General features: G+C 44.7%; 2 protein-coding genes and 2 pseudogenes. 1 reads left to right on the forward strand and 3 read right to left on the reverse strand.

Annotated features, from left to right (window positions below):
- Nucleotides 1-1,476: S8 family peptidase (locus QUB56_RS36640; protein WP_332961264.1), on the reverse strand; the 1,476-nt coding region annotated here is incomplete at its 3' end.
- A 63-nt stretch (nucleotides 1,477-1,539) separates the two neighbouring features.
- Entirely contained in the window at nucleotides 1,540-1,752 is a 213-nt protein-coding gene (locus tag QUB56_RS36645) for a hypothetical protein (RefSeq protein ID WP_332961265.1), read from the reverse strand.
- A 688-nt stretch (nucleotides 1,753-2,440) separates the two neighbouring features.
- On the opposite strand from QUB56_RS36645, the pseudogene QUB56_RS36650 reads away from it, so the two are divergent.
- Nucleotides 2,441-2,623 (forward strand): annotated as a pseudogene (locus QUB56_RS36650) (Ppx/GppA family phosphatase); the annotation flags it as partial.
- Between the two features lie 149 nt (nucleotides 2,624-2,772).
- Here the strand turns inward: QUB56_RS36650 and QUB56_RS36655 are convergent.
- Nucleotides 2,773-2,988: pseudogene (locus QUB56_RS36655) on the reverse strand (calcium-binding protein); the annotation flags it as partial.

Raw genomic sequence — 2,988 nt, forward strand, 5'->3', positions numbered from 1 at the left:
TGGATTAGGATAATAATAGAACTCGCCCTGGGGATAAAAGTCGATCAGACCGTTGCTCGGGCCTTGGACTAAGGCGGCAACCAGCACATCAAAGTCCCTGTCGGTGTCGTTGTTTAAGACTCCAGGAGATCCGTAGAGAACTCGATCGTGCAGGACGCTGTAGGTGTCGGGATTTGCTGTTGGCGGATTGTTGCCAGGATTACCGTTAGATCCCCCCAAAGCATTGTAAAGGTTCAACCGACCCCCTGAAACCGTCCTACCACTCAAAGCAGGAATAGGATCCGTTGTTCCCAGCAGCTGGTTTTTAACTTGCTGTGCTGTCCAAGTCGGATTTTGAGACCACACCAACGCCGCCGCACCGGTGACATGGGGAGATGCCATGGATGTCCCAGAATTAAGGTCATAATTTCCTCCGGGTGTGGTGCTATAAATCTGAGCACCTGGTGCTCCTAAATCAACACTGGTGAGTCCATAGTTGGAGCCGCCATCGTTGACAGTTGAGAGTGCATCGGTGCGGGTGGTTGAGGCAACAGAGATAATATTAGATAGATTGTAGCTGGCAGGATAATGAGGCGTTATGTCAGTGTTCTGGGAGCCATTACCCGCTGCAGCAATAAATAAAGCTCCTTGTTGTCCGGCTGTATTTATGGCATCGTATAGGCATTGACTGTAGGGTCCCCCACCCCAAGAGTTATTAGTAAGTTTGACGCCCTTGGCAGTAGCATAATTAAGTGCCAAAACCGCATTAGATGTGTAGCCATAATTACTATCATTTAAAAACTTAAGTGGCATAATCTTGGCATTCCAGGCAACCCCGGTCACACCAACGCTGTTATTGCCTTTTGCGGCAATGGTTCCCGCAACATGGGTGCCATGTCCGAACACATCCATCGGGTCGTTGTCGTTATAGGCAAAGTCCCAGCCGCGAACATCATCAATAAATCCGTTATTGTCGTTATCGATGCCATCTCCAGCGATTTCCCCTGGATTTGTCCAGATATTGTTCACTAAGTCGGGATGGTTGTAATCAACTCCTGAATCAATAACGCCGATAACTTGGTTTGGGTTGCCCGTTTGAATATCCCACGCTTCGGGGGCATCGATGTCTGCATCGGGTGTTCCCCCACTTTGACCTGTGTTGTTGAGTCCCCATAATTGGGGATAGCCAGGATCGTTGGGAGTTGTGGTTTGCGGTGTAATTGTTCCTAAATTTTGTTGAGTAGGACTCGTTTTTTCGACATCATCAAGGGTGATAATATAATCCGGCTCTATGTATTCAAAGCGGGAATCATCCTTATAAGCGGATATTATTTCTTCAACGTTTCCTGCCGGAACGTTCCAAATGTCAATCCCAAATAGTGAGGCTTTGGTGACTTTTGTGACTCCGATTTCTGCTTGCAAGGTGGTAATTTCACTTGAAGACGCGGTCGGCTTCAGTTTGACTATTACACGATCTGAGCTAAAATTTGTAGTCATGATAGATTAACTTTTCTATTGATAAAAAGATTGTAAGGATAGAAAATAGCACAAATGCTGTTTTTAAAGGTACAAGAAAGTATCGAAATTATTACCTATGGTGTCCAAATTAACTATCCCGCTACTGGGTGCTGTCCCAGACCACGACGCCGAGTTAATTTGCCCACTTTGGGCAGGTTCATCTACTTCTCCGGTGTCTCCAATATTTGAGCCTGTTGTACTCACAGGTAGGCCATTGAGGAAAATTCGGTTAGCAAAGTTATCATTTGCGCTCATAGTCTTTTTGCCTTTTTTTTCTAAGTGGTAATTACTTTTGTCTCGCGTGTACAGATACCTGCGAATACATCGGCACGCGAATTCCACATAAACCAAAAGTTTATAAATGCGCTAGACTCGCTTGACTTGAGCTCACTATGTATCTAGCATAAACTGCTCCGGATCTTTGATTTTTTTTGTAATAAAAGTTTATACTTAGAGTTGAATAGCTAGTATGAAAGAGCGCGCTTAGACATTTATTTTCTTGATGTGAAACTATTGCCTTTAACTAATTTCCCTACCTGGGGGAGAAAAGAGGTACTTTTTTATATTCACTCAATAGAGACGTTAAGTAGTCGGACATAAATAAACAGTGCAGTGTAAAGAAAGATGAAGTCAAAGCAGGAAGATGCAAGCACGCTTAGCGGACTAGGCAATAAAGGCTATTGTATGAAAAGCCTTGACGGCAAGAGACATCTCCCGAAACTCTCAAAGCCTCTCCCCGACTGTGTTTGAGATTTAGGCGAAGGCTCAGAAAATTCTGCTTACTTATACGAATGGATGAGGATTTGAGCCAGTTGCAGTTAATTTAGATGGTAAATGTAGAGCTAGCTACACTATAATTTGGCAATGAATTCCCAACTTCCTGCTGGTTTCATGTCGGCAGAATTAAGGCTTTAATTCGCAACCTAACTCAGCCACAAACTGCCTGACTGTGTGCGATCGCTCTCTAAGAGAAGGCGTAATTGTTGACTGGCTGCTGGTCCACGGTTTGATTGAAAACCGCTGACGCTATCAAGGTTCAATCCGGCAGCGCAGCATTATGCACATGGCTAACAAATATCAAGTCAATTTAGAGCAAAGCGAAAGAACGGCAGCATTTGCGCTCAATTTCATCGTTAAATCTTTTTCTTTTAACAGGCAATCGGCAATAAACTAGGTTGATTGCCGATCGCCCAACTGTAGGATCGGGTAAAGCCGATCGCACCAATAGGCCAGGCAAGTCGGCACTCACGCCAGACAGGCCTGAGGATCTAGTGCTCAGCCAAGGAGGGTAAAATCATTGAGATCGATCGCACTAGCTGGCACCCCATTCAAAGCAGCCAAAAGTTGACCGTTCTGACCAATCCTGATAAAAGCTGAATCAGCGTTTTGGGTAATACTAAGTTGAGCAAAAGTTAGACCGCCCCCTAATACGAGTAAGTCTTCACCTTTTGTGAAATCAGTAATGAGATCGGAACCTTCACCTGCTGTTAA

The organism is Microcoleus sp. AR_TQ3_B6 (assembly GCF_036702785.1).
Taxonomy (GTDB): Bacteria; Cyanobacteriota; Cyanobacteriia; order Cyanobacteriales; family Microcoleaceae; genus Microcoleus.

Bases quoted from the DNA above. Each gene is read 5' to 3' on its own strand.
- QUB56_RS36645 (WP_332961265.1), bottom strand. From the start codon at position 1,752: ATGAGCGCAAATGATAACTTTGCTAACCGAATTTTCCTCAATGGCCTA.